Below are 18,109 nucleotides of genomic sequence, written 5' to 3' on the forward strand. Positions count from 1 at the left end.
CCGCACCCGCTCGCCCCTCAGGTGGCGTCGCGCGAAAGGTGCGGCTGGGTGGCGGCAAACCTCCTCCGGGAGGCAGGGAGGATAGCGGCACCATGCTTGGACCTTCAGCGCATATCGACACGTTCACGCGCGATAACCTGCCGCCGCCGGAGCAATGGCCGGACTTCCTTCTGGACGGCTTCGACTATCCCGAACGCCTCAACGCCGGCGTCGAACTGACCGACAGGCTGGTCGAGAAGGGTTTTGGCGATCGCACCGCGCTGATCGGCAACGGCCGTCGCCGCACCTACAAGGAATTGTCCGACTGGACGAACAGGCTGGCCCATGCGCTGGTCGAAAACTACGGAGTGAAGCCGGGCAACCGGGTGCTGATCCGCTCGGCGAACAACCCCGCGATGGTCGCCTGCTGGCTGGCCGCCACCAAGGTCGGCGCGGTGGTCGTCAACACCATGCCGATGCTGCGCGCCGGCGAGCTCGCCAAGATCGTCGACAAGGCGGAAATCGGCATCGCGCTTTGCGATACGCGGCTGATGGACGAGATGACGGCCTGCGCCAAGGAAAGCGCCTTCCTCAAGCAGGTCATCGGCTTCGACGGCACCGCCAACCATGATGCCGAGCTGGATCGCGCCGCTCTCGATAAGCCTGTCACCTTCAAGGCGGTCGAGACCGGTCGTGACGATGTCGCGCTGCTCGGCTTTACGTCGGGCACGACCGGCGTGCCGAAAGCGACCATGCATTTCCATCGCGACCTGTTGATCATCGCCGACGCCTACGCCCGCGAGATTCTCCAGGTGACGCCCGACGACATATTTGTCGGCTCGCCGCCACTGGCCTTCACCTTCGGCCTCGGAGGCCTCGCTATCTTTCCGCTGCGCGTCGGGGCTGCCGCGACGCTGCTGGAGCAGGCGACGCCGCCCAACATGATCGCCATCATCGAGACCTACAGGGCGACCATCTCCTTCACGGCGCCGACGGCCTACAGGGCCATGCTGAAGGCCATGGATGAAGGTGCCGACCTGTCGTCGCTGCGCGTTGCCGTTTCGGCTGGCGAGACCTTGCCCGCCCCGGTCTTCGAAGAATGGACGCGAAAGACCGGCAAACCGATCCTGGACGGCATCGGGGCTACCGAGATGCTGCACATCTTCATCTCCAACCGCTTCGGCGAGATGAAGCCGGCTTCGACCGGCAAGCCGGTGCGCGGCTACGAAGCGCGCATCGTCGACGACGAGATGCGCGAGTTGCCGCGCGGCGCGACAGGCAGGCTGGCGGTGCGCGGGCCGACGGGCTGCCGCTACATGGCCGACGACCGCCAGAAGGACTATGTCCGTTGCGGCTGGAACCTGACCGGCGACACCTTCGTGCAGGACGAGGACGGCTTCTTCCATTTCGCCGCCCGCTCCGACGACATGATCGTCAGCGCCGGCTACAACATTGCCGGGCCGGAAGTTGAGGCCGCGCTGCTGTCGCATCCGGATGTCGCGGAATGCGCCGTCATCGGCGCAGAGGACGCCGAACGCGGCCAGATCGTCGAGGCGCATGTCGTGCTGGCGCCCGGCGCGACGGCGGACGCAGCGACCGTCAAGCGCCTCCAGGACCACGTCAAGGCGACGATCGCACCTTACAAATACCCTCGCTCGGTCAAGTTCATCGCGGCCTTGCCCAAGACCCAGACCGGCAAGATCCAGCGCTTTCGCCTGCGCGCCGAAAAGCCCCATTGAGCGGGCGATCCCGTTTCAGGTGACGGCCTCCTTGACGGCATAGCGGGCATCCTGCCAGGCGCCCGTGCGCAGGATGTCTTCCAGCACCTCGACAGCATCCCAGACATCCCGGTAGCCGACATAAAGCGGCGTGAACCCGAAACGAACGGTCGACGGCGCGCGGAAATCGCCGATCACGCCGCGCTCGATCAAGGCGCGCATCACCTGGTAGCCATGCGGATGGGCGAACGATACCTGGCTGCCGCGCTCGGCGCCGTTGCGCGGGCTTTCCAGCTCAAGACCAAAGACGCCGCATCTTGCTTCGACCAGCCGGATGAACAGGTCCGTCAGCGCGATGCTTTTTTGGCGCACGGCCGTCATATCGACTTCGTCCCAGACATCCAGCGCTCCTTTCAGCGCCCGCATCGACAGCACCGGCTGCGTTCCGCACAGGAACCGCCGGATGCCCGTGCCGGCGGCATAGCCCTGCTCGAACGCGAACGGCCGCGCATGACCCCACCAGCCGCTGAGCGGCTGGCGAATATCGCCATGGTGGCGGTTCGCGGCATAGATGAAGGCCGGCGCGCCCGGCCCGCCATTGAGATATTTGTAGGTGCAGCCGATGGCGAAATCGGCATTCGAGCCGTCGAGATCCACCGGCAGGGCACCGGCCGTGTGGCACAGGTCCCAGACGATCAGCGCGTCGGCGTCGTGGGCCTTGCGCGTCAGGGCCGCCATGTCGCGCAGCCGGCCGGACTTGTAGTTGACGTGGTTGACCAGGATGACCGCGACGCGATCGTCGACCAGCTCTTCGATCGTCGGGGCATCGACACCTTCGAGCCGCAGCGCCGTGCCCGGCCGCGTCGAGGCCACCCCTTCCGCCATGTAGAGGTCGGTCGGGAAGCTGTCGCCTTCGGCAACGATCACCGAGCGCTCGGGCCGCATTGCAAGTGCCGCGTGCAGGACCTTGTAGATGTTGATCGAGGTCGTGTCGCACACCACGCTCTGGCCCGGCGCGGCGCCGATCAGACGCCCGAGCCGGTCGCCCAGCTCGACAGGCATGTCGAACCAGCGGGCTGTGTTCCAGGCACGGATGAGATCCTGCGCCCATTCCTGCTTCGCGGCCGTCTCGAGCTCGTTGAAGACGTTGACCGAAGCAGCGCCCAGCGAATTGCCGTCAAGGTATATGACGCCTTCCGGCAGGACGAAGCGACCGCGCATGGCGCGCAGCGGATCGGCGGCATCCATCGCCTCGATCTCGGCCAGATCAGGAATTCCCCTCATTGTGCTACCGCCTCCATTTCGACCCGGCGCCGCTCGCACTGCATCGTCAGGCGGCCAAGGGCGGTTGTCTCATCACCGTCGGCGGCAGGGCAAGAACCTTTCGTCCTATGTTAGCTGGTCCATAGACGGCGAAAACTGTGAACCGGAAAACCGCCGAGGTTGGCATTTTGGGTTCGTTTCGTTCACGGTGCAGCACGCGCACCGAGGAGTCGGCGCGAATCTCGCCCGGCACTTTCGTGGTGGTGCCACCTCTTGTTTGAGCTTAAGCACGGGCCGCAAAATCGAGCGGAATCAATGTCACCGCCCGGCTAAAGGCGGCCAGGGCACCATCGGATGCAACATTGTTTCGCCAGCCTTAACAAATTCACTAAACTTTAAACGGTTGCGGAACACAACTGGAACAGATAGTGTTTGTTCTGGGTTTGTTTTTCCGATTCTGGTTTCAGAACCCGTGGGGGCCGCCAATGCTGACGCGCAAACAACATGAACTCCTGATGTTCATCCATGAACGCCTGAAGGAGAGCGGGATTCCTCCATCCTTCGACGAGATGAAGGAGGCGCTCGACCTTGCCTCGAAGTCCGGTATCCATCGGCTGATCACGGCGCTGGAAGAACGCGGCTTCATTCGCCGGCTGCCGAACCGGGCGCGCGCGTTGGAAGTCTTGCGGCTGCCCGACTCGATCGCGCCGGGCCTGAATGCCGCGAAGAAGTTTTCGCCAAGCGTCATCCAGGGCGGCCAGGGCAATCTCAGCCGCCAGGTCAAGCCGGCGACGCCCTCGCGAGCGCCGACGCCAAGCAATGATGACGACGCTGTTTCGGCGGTATCCATTCCGGTGATGGGCCGCATTGCCGCCGGCGTGCCGATCGACGCCATCCAGCACCAGACGCATTCGATCACGGTGCCGCCGGACATGATCACGGGCGGCGAGCACTATGCGCTGGAAGTCAAGGGCGACTCGATGATCGAGGCCGGTATCTTCGACGGCGACACCGTCATCATCCGCAATGCCAACACGGCAAGCCCGGGCGAAATCGTGGTGGCGCTGGTAGACGATGAGGAAGCGACGCTCAAGCGCTTCCGCCGCAAGGGCGCCTCGATCGCGCTCGAAGCCGCCAACCCGGCCTACGAAACCCGCATCTTTGGGCCCGACCGGGTCAAGGTCCAGGGCAAGCTCGTCGGGCTTATCCGCCGCTACTGAGCAATTTTCAGGAAAAGTGCGCGGCGGTTTTCCGTTCGGAATTGCGTTACGATCTACTGAGACGGTTGCGAGGGCTTGGCACCCGTCCTCTCAGGCTTTTCATAAGGCGGCAGGCCCCTCGCCTCGCGAGCGTATTTCCGCTGCTCGTGCCAGGGCCGGTATGGCTTTTCGACCGCGTAGCGAATAGCGGGCCGCGCGGTGGCCGATTGCGGATCGAAGAACACGGCGGCGCTGCCGTCGCGCGCCAGCTGGCGTTTGGTGACGACAAGCACATGCGGATCGTGGCAGGGATTGTAGGCCGTGGCGTCGTTGATGACGATAAGGTCGGCAAAGCCGCAGGCCGGCCGTGCGGTGTCGCGATTTTCGGCGAGCGCGACGATCGCGCCGGAGGGATGCCGACCGATGCAGAGGTCGCCGGTGCAGTAGAAGGGCGAGCCAGGCGGCAGGTCGACGGGATCGGCGATGTCGAGAGCATCCTTGGCGAATGTCTCCGGCGGCACGATTTCCTCGGCTTTCAGCGCCCGTTTCCAATTGTCGGTGGTGAACTCGTTGGAACGGGCGCGGTTGATGGCAAGCTCGCCGCTGCCGATCGGCATTGCCACCAGATGCGCGTCTTCGGAGATGAGCACATCCGGCGTGCGGACATGCGGAATGGCCAGCAGGGCGGCGAGCGCGAAGGGGACGGCGACAAGCCTTAGCCAGGTGGTGGCCATGGTCGCTATGACCAGCGCGATCGTCGCCAGCAGCACCGACTGGATCGAGATCAACCCGACTGCGTCGACCGGCGAGCGCTCGGAAATCCATGCCGAAATAGCGATCATCGCCGTCAGGCCCTTGCCCATCACATAGAGAAAAGGACCGTCGAAGCCGAAGGGCATGGCCAGCGCGCTCAAGACGGCGAACGGCATGACGATCAGCGAGACGATCGGCATGACCGCCAGATTGGCCAGCAGGCTGAGCGGCGACACCCGCTGGAAGTGCCAGATCGCGAACAGCAATGTTGCGCTGCCCGCGATGAGCGACGTCATGGCGGCGCCCCCCACTCCAACCGCCAGTTTTCGCGACACGAAGCCGATGAACGATCGTCTTGCCGGCGGCGCGGTCGCTTTACCGGCGCGATAATCGGCAAAGCCGGCGTAGGCGCCGACCAGGGCGGCGGTGGCGGCGAAGGACATCTGGAAGCTTGGGCCTACCACTTCGTGCGGCGAGACCAGGATGACGGCGATGGCCGAGATCGCCAGGTTGCGCATCGTCAGCGCCGCGCGGTCGAAGAGCACGGCGACAAGCATGACGGCCAGCATGATGAAGCTTCGCTCGGCCGCCACCACGATGCCGGAGATCACGAGGTAGGCGGCGATCGAGACCAGCGCGATGCCAGCGGCATATTTCTTCACCGGCCGGCGCGACGAGAAGTCCGGAAACAGCGCGAAGGCGCCGCGCAGCAGGAACATGATCGTGCCGGCGACCAGCGCCATGTGCAGGCCGGAGATCGAGATGATGTGGTAGATGCCGGTCCGTCGCATCGACTCGTTGATTGCTTCCGGGATCCCGGCGCGCACGCCGACGATCAGGGCCGCTGCAATCTCGCCTTCGGAACCACCGATGCTGCTCCTGATGTGATCGGCAATCCCCTCCCGCGCGTTTTCTATGGCCGATGCAATGCGTGCGCCGAATGGTGCCCCCATTGGCACAGTCGGAGCCGGCGCAATCGGCTTTGGGTCGCCCAGGAAAAAGCCGCTGCCGCCGATGCCGGCAAAATAGCTGTCGAAGGAAAAGTCGTAGCTGTCCGGCCGAACCGGGCCCGTCGGCGGTAGCAGCTTGGCATAGCCGGTCAGCATCGACCCGGCCGTCATGTCGGGCGGGATCCTGCGCGCCGAAAGCCTGACGCGGTCCGGTGCGTAACGCAGTGTCGGACGCTCCGTGGAAATGAGATCGATGGTCAGCCGCACGCGGCCATTGGCCATTGCTTCGGCGATGACGAGGCGGCCGGTCAGCCGCGTCTGGATTTCGGACCCCAGCATCGGCGTAGCCATCCGCCAGGTCTCGACTTTGGCCGCGAGAAAGCCGAGCGCACAGAAAAGGCTCGCCATGAAGACAAGGTGCGTTCTCTGCCAGGAACGCGAGACCGCCGCGCAGACGGCCATCAGAGCCACCGCCGCAAGCGGCCTGTATAGGTCAGGCTCGGTGGTCAGCGAGAAGTAATAGATGACGCCGGCCGCCAGGAAGACCGGCACCAGCAGGAAGCCGACGCCGCGATCGAGCTCGGTCGCGGCGGCGACGGCAATCCTTCGGCGCAGTGCAGGAAGCGAAACGCGGCCAAGCTGTTTGCGGATCCGGCTGACGGTGCCTGCCGGCGAGGCTGGCTGCAGCGCACCGCTATCGGGCCGCGGCAGCTCGGCTGGTGGGCTGAGTTCCGGAAGTGAACGCGACGCCTCGTCGGCAGGCGCGGCAGGAGCAAACATCAGGCGTTCGCTGACGCCAGCTGTCGTTCCCTCGCCCTCCTCCGCGCCGCGGCCATGTCTAGCCATCGGGTCTGCCCCTTGCGCCCCAGACCGCCTATGCTACATGAACGCCGGTCGCGTGGAAGTCCGCGCGAAACGTGCATTTTTTCAGTGCTTCTTCGAGAGTTCCATGTCCGACAAGGTCGTCACCCGTTTTGCTCCCTCGCCCACCGGCTACCTGCATATTGGCGGGGCCCGCACGGCGCTGTTCAACTGGCTCTATGCCAGGCACACCGACGGCACGATGCTGCTGCGCATCGAGGACACCGATCGCGAGCGCTCCACCGAGGCCGCCACGGCTGCCATTCTCGATGGACTGACCTGGCTCGGCCTCTCCTGGGATGGCGGCGCCGTCTCGCAGTTCGAGCGCGCGCCGCGCCATCGCGAGGTGGCCGAGCAGCTCGTGCGCATGGGCAAGGCCTATTACAGCTACGAGACGCCGGCAGAGCTCGAGGCGATGCGCGAGGCAGCCCGTGCCAAAGGCCTGCCGCCGCGCTACAACGGCCAGTGGCGCGACCGTGACCCCTCCGAGGCGCCGGCAGGCGTCAAGGGCGCGATCCGCATCAAGGCGCCGACCGAGGGCGAGACGGTCGTGCAGGACCGCGTGCAGGGCGAGGTGCGCTTCCCCAACAAGGATCTCGACGACTTCATCATCCTGCGTTCGGACGGCAACCCGACCTACATGCATGCCGTCGTCGTCGACGACCATGACATGGGCGTCACCCACATCATCCGTGGCGACGACCATCTGACCAACGCCGCGCGCCAGACGGTGATCTATAACGCCATGGGCTGGGACGTGCCGTCGATGTCGCACATCCCGCTGATCCATGGCGCCGACGGCGCCAAGCTGTCGAAGCGGCACGGTGCGCTCGGCGTCGAGGCCTATCGCGCCATGGGCTATCTGCCGGAGGCCCTGCTCAACTATCTGGCCAGGCTCGGCTGGAGCCATGGCGACGACGAGGTGATGTCGATCAAGGACATGATCGCCTGGTTCGACATCGGCGACGTCAACAAGGGCGCGGCCCGCTTCGACTTCGCCAAGCTGGAGGCGCTGAACGGCGTCCATATGCGCAAGATGGACGACAAGGCGCTGTTCGATGTTTTCGTCGGTACCCTGCCTTATCTCGATGGCGGTCCGGCGCTCGCGGCAAAGCTCGATGACAAGCGCAAGGCGCAACTGCTTGCCGCCATGCCGGGCCTCAAGGAGCGGGCCAAGACCCTTGTGGAATTGGTCGACGGCGCGGCGTTCCTGTTCGCCGAGCGGCCATTGCCGCTGGATGAGAAGGCGTCGGGCCTGCTCACCGCGGATGCGCGCGCGATTTTGCGCGGTGCGCATGGCGCATTGTCTTCTGTCCAGGGCGAATGGAGCGCCGCTTCGGCGGAGGCTTCGATCCGCGAGTTTGCGCAGGCCGGCGGCCACAAGCTCGGCGCCGTGGCCCAACCGCTCAGGGCCGCGCTGACCGGCCGCAGCACCTCGCCCGGCGTGTTCGACGTGCTTGCCGTGCTGGGCCGCCAGGAAAGCCTGGCGCGCATTGGAGATCAAATCGATTAGGAGCGAACTGGCCCAAGAAGATTGGCATTGAAAGGTGTGTTTCGCAGTGCAACATTAGGCCTTGGCCCAATCTGGCACGCACCTCCTAAAATGCGGTGGCGAGTTCGCGCATTCCGGTGACTTCGACGTGTCGTTTGCAGGAATTGCCTTGCCGGCATGAGGCTACAAAAGGAGTTTGAGAATGAGCGAAGCTGCGACAAAACTGGAACCGGGCAGCAAAACGCGCGAATCGACCGCCAGGCTCGAACTCGCCAGCAAGACGCACGAATTGAAGGTGCGAAGCGGGACGGTCGGGCCCGACGTCATCGACATCGGTTCGCTCTACAGCACCACCGGCGCCTTCACTTATGATCCGGGCTTCACCTCAACTGCAAGCTGCGAGTCGGGGATCACCTTCATCGACGGCGATGCCGGCATCCTGCTGCATCGTGGCTTCCCGATCGATCAGCTCGCCGAGCACGGCGACTTCCTCGAGGTCTGCTATCTCCTGCTCTACGGCGAGTTGCCGACCAAGGCGCAGAAGGACGACTTCGATTATCGCGTGACCCGCCACACGATGGTGCATGAGCAGATGTCGCGCTTCTTCACCGGCTTCCGCCGCGATGCGCACCCGATGGCCGTCATGTGCGGCGTGGTCGGCGCGCTGTCGGCCTTCTACCACGACTCGACCGACATCTCGGACCCCTACCAGCGCATGGTCGCGTCGATGCGCCTGATCGCCAAGATGCCGACGATCGCGGCGATGGCCTATAAGTACCATATCGGCCAACCCTTCATTTACCCGAAGAACGATCTCGGCTTCGCGGCCAACTTCCTGCACATGTGCTTTGCGGTGCCGTGCGAGGAATACAAGATCAATCCGGTGCTGGCGCGCGCCATGGACCGCATCTTCATCCTGCACGCCGACCACGAGCAGAACGCGTCGACCTCGACCGTTCGCCTCGCCGGCTCGTCGGGCGCCAATCCTTTCGCCTGCATCGCCGCCGGCATCGCTTGCCTGTGGGGCCCGGCGCATGGCGGCGCCAATGAAGCGGCGCTGAACATGCTGGGCGAGATCGGCCATGTCGATCACATTCCGGAGTTCATCGCCCGTGCCAAGGACAAGAACGATCCGTTCCGCCTGATGGGCTTCGGTCACCGCGTCTACAAGAACTACGACCCGCGCGCCAAGATCATGCAGAAGACCGCGCATGAGGTGCTGGGCGAGCTCGGCATCAAGGACGATCCGCTGCTCGACATCGCCATGGAGCTGGAGAAGATCGCGCTGACCGACGAGTACTTCATCGAAAAGAAGCTCTACCCGAACGTCGACTTCTATTCCGGCATCACGCTGAAGGCGCTGGGCTTTCCCACCACCATGTTCACCGTGCTCTTCGCGGTCGCGCGCACCGTCGGCTGGATCGCCCAGTGGAAGGAAATGATCGAGGATCCGCACCAGAAGATCGGCCGCCCGCGCCAGCTCTACACCGGCGCCACGGAACGCGACTACGTACCGATTGCGAAAAGGTAGTTGAGCGAGTAGCGAATAGGGAAAACGGGGCAAAGCCGACACAACCCTACTCGCTATTCGCTACTCCCTATTCGCTCTCCTGATACACCCCATCACCACTTCCGCGGCGATCTCGCCCGGGGGCCGCTCGGTCGCCATGCGCCGGGCGATCTCGGCAAAGCCGGCCTTCTGCCAGGCGCGCATGCCGGTGTCGGCAAACAGGGCTTCCAGCTGCCGGGCAAGGTTCTCCGGCCGGACATACTGGTCGTAGAATTCCGGAACCAGCGCGCGATCGGAAATCAGGTTGGGCAGCAGCGCCGACCATGTCGTCACCAAATGCTGCAGAATCTGGCGCGCGATCGGGTCGAGCTTGTAGCTGGAAACCATCGGAACGCCGGCGAGCGCCAGCTCGAGCGACACCGTTCCGGAAGCGATTAGTGCGGCGTCGGCCTTGCCGAAAGCCTGCCATTTGCGCTCCGGCTCGCTGATGATTTCCGGCTTGTCGTCCCAACTCGCGACCGATGCCTTCACCAGTTCTGCGACATGCGGCACCGTCGGCAAGAGCAGGCGCAGGCGATGGCCGCGCTGGCGCAGGACCGACATCGCCTTGCCGAAAGGCTCGATCAGCCGGCGGACTTCGCCGCGGCGCGAGCCGGGCAGCACCAGCACCGTCTTGACGCGGTCGTCGGCGAGGTCGCGTGGCTGGCTCTGCGCCTTGGCGGCGCCAAGCACGCCCGGATCCTGCGTCAGCCGATGACCGACATAGGTGCCCGGCGGTCCGCCAAGACGAGCGAGCGCCTTTACCTCGAACGGCAGGATGCAGAGAATGTGATCGACATAGGGCTTCATCGCCACCGCCCTGCCCGGCCGCCAGGCCCATACGCTCGGGCAGACATAGTGGACGATCGGAATGGCCGGCGCTGTTGCGCGGACCTTCTTTGCGACGCGAAGCGAAAAGTCCGGACTATCGATGGTAACCAGGCAATCGGGCCGCTCGGCCGCGATCATCGCCGCCGTCTGGCTGATACGGCGCATCAGCCGCGGCAGATCGCGCAGGACCGCGCTGAAGCCCATCAGCGCGATCTCGCCGCCGTCGAAGAGCGGCGTTAGCCCCAACTGCTGCAGGTGCCGGCCGCCGATGCCGACGAGCTGAACCTTGCGGCCAGTCGTGCGCTCGAGCGAACGCACGATATCGGCGCCGAGCAGATCGCCTGATTCCTCGCCGGCGACGATCGCGAGCTTGAGCGGCTTGTCAGCGACCATTAGCCGGCTCCCCATCGGCCAGCTCAGTCGCGGGCAGACCGACGATGAACAGGCCGAGCGCGTTCGCGCGGGCAAGCGTGGTCGGGCCTTCAAGAATAAGCGAACGGCCGGCCTCGACGGCTATGCCGGCAAGGCCGGCCGCATGCGCAGACTCGATCGTCTGCGGGCCGATGGTGGGCAAATCGGCGCGCAATTCCTGGCCCGGCTTGGCGCATTTGACCAGCACGCCGCGCGCCTTGCCAGCCAGCCTGCCATGGCCGCGCAATTCGCGCATTCTGTCGAGCAGGCCGGCGGTGCCTTCGATACCTTCGAGGGCGACGGTTCGGCCTCCGATCGCGATCGCCGCCTGGCCGATATCGAGGGCACCAATGGCCTTGGCCGCCTTACGCGCGGCTTCGATATCGCGCCAATCCGACTGGTTTGGCTCTGCCGCCGTCAATGGACCTTCGCCTGCCCTCAGTTCCGGAACGACTTCATGCGCGCCAACGACCTTGATCCCGCGCGTTTCAAGCGCTCGGGTCAACAGCTTCAGCAGACCATCGTCGCCGCGTCGCAATGCTCTGACCACGGAGGGAATTATCGCCAGCAGAGCAAGCGTCGGCCTTATCTTGCTCAGCCGCGGCCTGCGCTTGATCTCGCCGGCAAGGACAAGGTGTGTGATGCCCTGGCGCCTCAGCAACGGAAACAGCAACCCGATGTCTTCCAGCGCGAGTTTTTCCTGATCGTAGGCCGCGAAGTCCGCCTCGCGGTCGACCTCGCCGGCGGCGATGATGATGAAGGGCACAAAACCGTGCTTGACCAGGCCATCGGCGACTTCGACGGGCAGGCTGCCGCCACCGGCAATAATGCCGACTTTTGCGCCCGGCGACAGTTGGAACCCTGATGCGGCGCGCTCAGACCTCGTCATCGCCGCTGTCATCGTCGCCGCCATCCTTGAGTGATGGGACGGCAAAGTGCCGCTTGCCGCGACTGGTGATGAAATCGATGATCTTCATGGCCGTTGGCGATCCGGCGAATTCGGCCTTGGCGAGTTCCACATTCTCGCCGACGGTGCGGGAACGATCGAAGATCGCCCTGTAAGCCTTGCGCAGCATGTAGATTTCGGACCGCGGCAGGCCGGAGCGCTTGAGCCCGATGATGTTCAAGCCGCGCAGGCTGGCCCGGTTGCCCACGGCAATGGCATAGGGAATGACATCACCGACAAAAGCCGAGCAGCCACCAAGAAAGGCGTTGTCGCCGACGCGCACGAACTGATGCACGGCGCTCAGGCCGCCGATATAGACGTTGTCGCCGATCTCGCAATGTCCGCCGAGCGTCGCGCCATTGGCGAAGGTGGCGTTCTTGCCGACGACGCAATCATGGGCGATGTGGGCATAGGCAAGAAAATTGCCATTGTCGCCGACGGTGGTCTCGCCACGGCTGGAATCCGTGCCGACATGCATGGTGACGCCTTCGCGCAGGATGCAGTTCTCACCGATGACCAAGGTGGTGCGCCCGCCCTTGTGCTTGGTGTTCTGCGGCGGCGCGCCGAGCGTCGCCATCGGATAGACCTTTGTTCCGGCCCCGATGGTTGTCGCGCCCATCACCGATACATGGCTGACCAGTTCGACGCGGTCGCCGATGATTGAATCGGCGCTGATATGGCAGAAGGGTCCGATGCGGACGCCTTTGCCGAGCCGGGCTCCTTCTTCGACGACCGAGGAAGGATGGATGGATGTCTCGACTTTCATGAGCATTTCGAACCGTCAGCCGGTAACCATCATGGCCGAAACCTCGGCTTCGGCGGCTTTCGCGCCGTCAACCATCGCCTCGCAGGCGAATTTCAGCAGGTTGCCGCGTTTCTTGATCTTTTTGACATGGATTCTGAGCTGATCGCCCGGAACCACCGGTTTGCGGAATTTCGCATTGTCGATGGTCATGAAATAAACCAACGAGGGCTTTTCCGTGTTGAGGCTTCGAATGCAGATCGCGCCGGCGGTCTGGGCCATGGCCTCGATGATGAGCACACCGGGCATCACCGGTTGCTGCGGAAAATGGCCCTGGAAATGCGGCTCGTTGATGGTCACGTTCTTGATCCCGACAGCGGATTCGTCGCCGTCGATGTCGACGATGCGGTCGATCATCAGGAACGGATAGCGGTGCGGCAGGAGCTTCATCAGCCCCGTGATGTCGACCGCCTCGAGTGTCGTTGCCACCATGTCAGCCATTTCCGTCGCCTTGCTTGCGCGTCCTGGCCATCTTGCGCAGCATCGCTATCTCGCGCATGGCTTCCGCCATCGGCTGTGCCGGATAACCTCCCCAGATCTCGCCTGCCGGCACGTTGTTCATGAATCCACTTCTCGCAGCAAGCTTGGCCCCTGGCCCGATGGTCAGATGATCGGCGAGGCCGACACCGCCGCCCATGGTGACGTTGTCGCCGACGACGACGGAACCGGAAATACCCGAAAGGCCTGCTATAATGCAATTGCGGCCGATGCGAACATTGTGGGCGATCTGCACCAGATTGTCGATCTTGGTGCCCTGGCCGATGATGGTATCGGACATCGCGCCGCGATCGACGGTCGAATTGGAGCCTATCTCGACATCGTCCTGGATGATGACGCGGCCGATCTGCGGTACGCGTTCAGGTCCCTTGGCGCCGCCCACGAAGCCGAAACCGTCCTGGCCGATCCTGGCGCCGCCATGGATGATGACACGGTTACCGACAAGCGCATATTGGATGCTGGCGCCGGGACCGATGAAGCCGTCGCGACCGATCTGGCAGGAACGGCCAACAACGGCGTGAGGCGCAATGACGGTGCCGCTGCCGATAGACACACCTGGACCGATCACAGCCCCCGCCTCGACAATCGCCCCTTCCTCGACATGCGCGGACGGATCGACAAACGCATGCGCCGAGATGCCGGTTTCTCCGGTCATTGGTCCCGGAGTTGCGGCTGCCGGAAACAACAGGCGCCCGACCATAGCGAAAGCCTGTTGCGGGCGCGGATGCATAAGCACCGCGATGCCTGGCGGCGCCTTGGTGGCAAAATCGGCTGGGCACAGGACCGCGGCCGCCCTTAGCGACTGCATCAGTGCGAAATTGCGTTTGCCGTCGACAAAGACGAGCGCGCCGTCGCCACCCTCATTGGCTGGAGCCAGCGCCTCGATGGCAATTTCGGCCTGAGCGGTATCGAGCAGGCTGGCGCCGGTCAGATTCGCGACCTCGCCAGCCGTATACCGGCGTGAAGGCGCGAAGAACACCGGATCGGTCATTCCAGAAGCAATATCCAGCTGGGTCGGATCAGTCTACTCCGGGCCGCTAGCCGGCCCGGAACCATCGCAACCACGAGATTAGAAGCGAGTCGCGATACCGAAGTTGAATTCCTGCACGTCGTCGGTCGACTCTTTCTTGACCGGGATCGCGTAGTCGATGCGGATCGGGCCAAAGGGCGACGCCCACATCAAGCCGATACCGACCGAGGCACGGAGTTTCATGTCCGTAGATTCCTGCGCAACCGAAGAAACCTTGCTGCCGTAGAGGGTCGCAGCATCGGCAAAAACCGCGCCGCGCAAGCCAAAGCTTTCCGGAATGACCGGCAACGGGAACTGAGCTTCTGCCGAAGCATTGAAATATGTCGTGCCGCCGAGATGATCGCCCGTGGCTGGGTCAACCGGGCCAATTCCGCCATATTCGAAACCGCGGATCATGCGATCATTGCTCTGGAACTGATCGAAAATACGCAAGCCATTGTCGCCATAGCCCGCGATATAGCCGGCGCCGCCCGAGACGAGACCGACAAGGTCGAGTTGCTCGGACAACGTTTGATAGACGCTCGCCCGCCCGGTCACTTTCACCCACTTGGCATCACCGCCGAGGCCGGCAACTTCAGTCGTGCCGGTCACGAAAAGACCCTCATGGGGATTCTTCATGTCATCGATGGTGTTGTAGGTAAGGCCTAGGCTAACCGACGACTTCACCCAGGAGCCCTGATCGATCGCATCTTTGATGGCCTGCGAGAGGTTGCAGTCGCCTTGAATGCCATTTCCGTCAGTGTCGCAGTGGTCGTATTTGTATTTTTCCTGCGAGATATTGTAGGCCAGCTGGGTCGAAATGCTGTCCGTGATCGGCAGGCCGAAGCGGACCGTCGCGCCGGTTGTGTCCGCATCATAGTGGTCATATTCGCGGGTCGACTTGTAGATGTCGAAGCCCGCGGCGATGCGCCGACCGAGGAAATACGGCTCGGTGAAGGAAAGGGCGTAATCGCGCGAATGCTTGCCGCCGCCGGCCGACACCTTGATGTACTGGCCGCGGCCGAGGAAGTTGCGTTCGGTGATCGAGCCCTCGATGGATGGGCCGGGCGTGTCGCCGCCCGACGAATAGCCGGCGCCGACCGAGAACTCGCCGGTCGACTTCTCAACCACGGTGACCACGAGAACGACCTGGTCGGGAGCCGAGCCCGGAACCGTCGAGATATCGACGGACTGGAAGTAATCAAGGTTTTCCAGCCGCTTCTTAGCGCGCTGGATGAGGACCTGGTTGAAGGCGTCGCCTTCGCTGACATCGAATTCGCGACGGATGACATAGTCGCGCGTGCGGTCGTTGCCGCGGATCTCGATGCGCTCGACATAGGCCTTGGTGCCCTGGTCGATGGTGTAGACGACCGAAATCGTGTGGTTCTCGAAATTACGGTCGCCGCGCGGCGTCACCTGGGCGAAGGCATAGCCCGAACCCGCGACCTTCTCGGTCAGGGCGACGATCGAATCCTCGACGTCCTTGGCGTTGTAGACGTCGCCCTTGTGGGTCTCGACCGCGGATTCCAGCGCCTTCGAGTCGACCTCGGGGATGGTGCTTTCCACGCTGACGTCGCCGAATGTATAGCGGTCACCTTCCTGCACGGTGATGGTGACCGTGTATTTGTTGGTGGCGTCGTCAAGCTCGCCGACGGCCGAAACGACCTGGAAGTCGGCATAGCCGTGATTGTAGTAGAAGCGGCGCAGCAGCTCCTGGTCGGCGCGCAGCTTGTCCTCGTCATAGACGTCGTCGCGCAGCACGAAGGACAGCCAGGACGAACGCTTGGTGTTGATGACATCCGACAGGCGGCGGCTGGAATAGGCGTGGTTGCCGACGAAATTGATCGCAGCGATCTGGGTGCGGCCGCCTTCGTTGATGTTGAAGACCACGTTCACGCGGTTGTCGCCGAGATCCATGATCTGCGTGGTCACGGCGGCGTCGTCACGGCCAATGCGCTTGTAGGCAGCCTTTACCGCCTCGACGTCGGCATCGAGCGCCTGCTGCGAGAAGGTCGCGCGCGGCTTCAGCTGGATAGCGGCCTGGAGCGCGTTGTCCTTCAGCTTCTTGTTGCCCTGGAACAGGACCTGGTTGACGACCTTGTACTCGGAAACCTTGACCACCAGGCTCGAACCGACCTGGTTGATCTGAACGTCCGAGAACAGGCCGGTGCCGAACAGCGCCTTGACGGCTTCGTCGATATCGGAACTGGAGAAGGGCTTGCCCGGCTTGATCGAGATGTAATTGCGGATGGTTTCCGCATCGACCCGCTGGTTGCCGCTGACCTCGACACGCGAAATCACCGCGGCCTCGGCCACGGACGTGGCAGCGAACTGCACTGCGAGCGCGCCTGGCACGACCAGAGCGGCGGACAAAGCCGCCGCGGACGCGGCGCTCAGAAACTTGGATGCTGCCTTCATCGGGCTTTGGTACCTTTTTCTCGTAGTCCCCACGGCGAGAAAACCGGACGTGCGGTATTTTCCCTTACCGTATTAACCGGATTTTCCCTACACGCAAGGCTCCCGGTTAATTTGTATTTACTTAACCGTACCGCGTGGCTTTCGCGTCACGCATATCCCCACGCATGGTAAACGGCGTCTCAATGCGACCGGGGCTGAAGCCAAATTTCTTCATGATTTCAGCACCCAAACAGATCATTCCAAAAAACGAAGCCCATGAAGCCGAGCACCAGGAACAGCCCGGTCCGATAGGCCATCTCCATCGTTCGCTCCGAAACGGGCCGCCTTATGATGGCCTCCACGCCGTAGAACAACAGGTGGCCGCCGTCGAGAGGGGGAATCGGCAGAAGATTGAGAAATCCTATTCCGACTGACAGAAATGCAACAAGCTGCACCAGCCACTCGAAGCCGAGTTTGGCTGCCTGACCCGACATCTTCGCGATCTTGATCGGACCGCCCAATTGGCATTTGTCCTCGCGTCCAAGCGCAAAGCGCTGCAGGAACTGGCCGGTGCGCTCGATCACGTGCCCGGTTTCCTCGACCGCCGCCACCACGGCGCCCGCCGGCGTATAGGAGATCAGGCGTGGCTGGCCGAGCTCGGCGTTGTTGACGACGCCGATAACCGCGACCTTGACCTTGTTGCCCAGCGCATCCTGCTGCTCCATGGGCTCCGGCGTTGCCGTGACGGCGATTTCCTTGCCGTCGCGCAGCATGGTGAAGGTGATGGCGTCGCCTGCCCGGCCTGAAACCAGCCGCTGCACGTCGGCGAAAGTCACCACCTTGCTGCCGTCGACTTTGACGAATCGGTCGCCTGGCTGGATTCCGGCTTTTTCCGCCGGGCTGCCCGCGGTGACTTCGGCCACCGTCGGCTCCAGGACCGGACGGCCATAGAGCGAAAACAGCACTGCAAATACGGCAATCGTCAAAAGGAAATTGAACAGCGGCCCCGCAACGACAGTAGCGGCGCGCTTCCAGATCGGCTGGGTATGGAAGGCGACCTTGCGTTCTGCCTCGGTCAGTGATTCGATCTCTTCGGTGCTCGGCTGGCTCGACGTCGCGTTCATGTCACCGACGAATTTGACGTAGCCGCCAAGCGGAATGGCGCAAAGCTTCCAGCGCGTGCCGTGGCGATCGTTGAATCCGAAGAGCTCGGGGCCGAAGCCGATGGAAAAGGCCTTCACGCCGATGCCGCACCAGCGGCCGATGAGATAGTGGCCCATCTCATGGACGAACACGACCACCGTCAGCACGAACAGAAACGGCACGAGCGTGCCAAGGACGAAGCCTTGTGTGCTGAAGACCGAGTGAAAGATGTCGTTCAAGTCATGCCCTCAAATTCGCCCGCGCGCGACACTCCGCCGCGACTGTGGCATCAATCCGGGCGAATCCGT

Annotated in this window: 13 protein-coding genes; 4 read left to right on the plus strand and 9 right to left on the minus strand. The window is 63.4% G+C overall.

The window, feature by feature from the left end; all coding sequences use genetic code 11:
• Nucleotides 1–92 precede the first annotated feature (92 nt).
• Entirely contained in the window at nt 93–1,718 is a 1,626-nt protein-coding gene (locus RFM98_RS26820) for a benzoate-CoA ligase family protein (RefSeq protein WP_320311620.1), read from the plus strand.
• Nucleotides 1,719–1,733: 15 nt separating this feature from the next.
• Here RFM98_RS26820 and kynU read toward each other — a convergent pair whose 3' ends face one another.
• Nucleotides 1,734–2,981, minus strand: coding sequence for a kynureninase (kynU, locus tag RFM98_RS26825; protein ID WP_320311621.1), 1,248 nt, complete (start codon nt 2,979–2,981; stop codon nt 1,734–1,736).
• A gap of 464 nt (nt 2,982–3,445) precedes the next feature.
• On the opposite strand from kynU, the gene lexA reads away from it, so the two are divergent.
• Nucleotides 3,446–4,180, plus strand: a complete 735-nt coding sequence (lexA, locus tag RFM98_RS26830) for a transcriptional repressor LexA (RefSeq protein ID WP_320311622.1) — start codon at nt 3,446–3,448, stop codon at nt 4,178–4,180.
• A gap of 53 nt (nt 4,181–4,233) precedes the next feature.
• Here the strand turns inward: lexA and RFM98_RS26835 are convergent, their stop codons facing one another.
• Nucleotides 4,234–6,708, minus strand: coding sequence for a ComEC/Rec2 family competence protein (locus RFM98_RS26835; RefSeq protein WP_320311623.1), 2,475 nt, complete (start codon nt 6,706–6,708; stop codon nt 4,234–4,236).
• Between the two features lie 103 nt (nt 6,709–6,811).
• On the opposite strand from RFM98_RS26835, the gene gltX reads away from it, so the two are divergent.
• Both gltX and gltA read left to right on the plus strand, forming a co-directional pair.
• A complete protein-coding gene (gene gltX, locus RFM98_RS26840) occupies nt 6,812–8,236 on the plus strand; it encodes a glutamate--tRNA ligase (RefSeq protein WP_320311624.1) in 1,425 nt (474 codons plus the stop codon).
• A 181-nt stretch (nt 8,237–8,417) separates the two neighbouring features.
• Nucleotides 8,418–9,746 carry a citrate synthase gene (gene gltA / locus RFM98_RS26845; protein ID WP_320311625.1) on the plus strand — a complete coding sequence of 443 codons (1,329 nt, stop codon included), beginning with the start codon at nt 8,418–8,420 and terminating at the stop codon, nt 9,744–9,746.
• A gap of 60 nt (nt 9,747–9,806) precedes the next feature.
• On the opposite strand, the gene lpxB is transcribed toward gltA, so the two are convergent.
• From lpxB to rseP, 7 genes are all read right to left on the minus strand, one after another.
• Nucleotides 9,807–10,988: a lipid-A-disaccharide synthase gene (gene lpxB / locus RFM98_RS26850; protein WP_320311626.1), complete on the minus strand. Its 1,182-nt coding sequence runs from the start codon at nt 10,986–10,988 to the stop codon at nt 9,807–9,809.
• Nucleotides 10,978–11,895: an LpxI family protein gene (locus RFM98_RS26855; protein WP_320311627.1), complete on the minus strand. Its 918-nt coding sequence runs from the start codon at nt 11,893–11,895 to the stop codon at nt 10,978–10,980. The genes lpxB and RFM98_RS26855 overlap by 11 nt, the downstream gene beginning before the upstream one ends.
• A complete protein-coding gene (lpxA, locus tag RFM98_RS26860; protein ID WP_320311628.1) occupies nt 11,882–12,718 on the minus strand; it encodes an acyl-ACP--UDP-N-acetylglucosamine O-acyltransferase in 837 nt (278 codons plus the stop codon). The genes RFM98_RS26855 and lpxA overlap by 14 nt, the downstream gene beginning before the upstream one ends.
• Nucleotides 12,719–12,733: 15 nt before the next feature.
• Complete coding sequence (fabZ, locus tag RFM98_RS26865; protein WP_320311629.1) at nt 12,734–13,195, minus strand: 3-hydroxyacyl-ACP dehydratase FabZ; 462 nt, start codon at nt 13,193–13,195, stop codon at nt 12,734–12,736.
• Nucleotides 13,188–14,243, minus strand: coding sequence for a UDP-3-O-(3-hydroxymyristoyl)glucosamine N-acyltransferase (lpxD, locus tag RFM98_RS26870; RefSeq protein WP_320215871.1), 1,056 nt, complete (start codon nt 14,241–14,243; stop codon nt 13,188–13,190). The genes fabZ and lpxD overlap by 8 nt, the downstream gene beginning before the upstream one ends.
• 78 nt (nt 14,244–14,321) lie before the next feature.
• On the minus strand, nt 14,322–16,679 hold the full coding sequence (gene bamA, locus RFM98_RS26875) for an outer membrane protein assembly factor BamA (RefSeq protein ID WP_320311630.1): 2,358 nt from the start codon (nt 16,677–16,679) through the stop codon (nt 14,322–14,324).
• Nucleotides 16,680–16,897: 218 nt separating this feature from the next.
• On the minus strand, nt 16,898–18,040 hold the full coding sequence (rseP, locus tag RFM98_RS26880) for an RIP metalloprotease RseP (RefSeq protein ID WP_320311631.1): 1,143 nt from the start codon (nt 18,038–18,040) through the stop codon (nt 16,898–16,900).
• Between the last annotated feature and the right edge of the window lie 69 nt (nt 18,041–18,109).

The organism is Mesorhizobium australafricanum, assembly GCF_033977265.1.
GTDB classification, from domain to species: domain Bacteria; phylum Pseudomonadota; class Alphaproteobacteria; order Rhizobiales; family Rhizobiaceae; genus Mesorhizobium; species Mesorhizobium australafricanum.